Origin of the sequence: Corallococcus praedator, assembly GCF_003612125.1 — a bacterium.
Taxonomy (GTDB): domain Bacteria; phylum Myxococcota; class Myxococcia; order Myxococcales; family Myxococcaceae; genus Corallococcus; species Corallococcus praedator.
This window is the reverse complement of sequence record NZ_RAWI01001406.1, coordinates 1-390: the sequence shown is the minus strand read 5'-3', so window position 1 is coordinate 390 and position 390 is coordinate 1. Positions and strand designations below refer to the sequence as shown.

General features: G+C 35.6%; 1 protein-coding gene. It reads left to right on the top strand.

The genetic code is table 11. The features are described from left to right. Positions 1–52: 52 nt before the first annotated feature. A partial coding sequence (locus tag D7Y13_RS45550; RefSeq protein WP_208734759.1) for a hypothetical protein occupies positions 53–390 on the top strand: 338 nt, incomplete at its 3' end.

The window sequence follows — 390 nt, the reverse complement described above, 5'->3', positions numbered from 1 at the left end:
GGAAGAATAATCAATTTTTTATTTTATGAATAGATATGTACAATGGTTCGCAATGCTGTTTGCAGCATTCACACTTAACGCACAAAATTTTACACTGCAGCAGTGTATAGATTATGCGCTGCTTAATGAGACAAGCTACCGAAATGCTACTTTGGATGAAGAGATAGCCAAAGCGAAGGTTGGAGAGATTAGGGGGATAGGATTGCCACAAATCACCGGAAGCGCAAACTTGCTAGATAATATTGTTGTTCAAAAAGCTTTTATTCCTGAGAATGCATTTAATCCTTTAGGTAATCCCAATAAAGTGTTACCTCTAGGATTTGGTATAAAATATTCATCTTCAGCATCTTTGGCTTTAAGTCAAATTATTTTTGATGGATCCTATTTGGT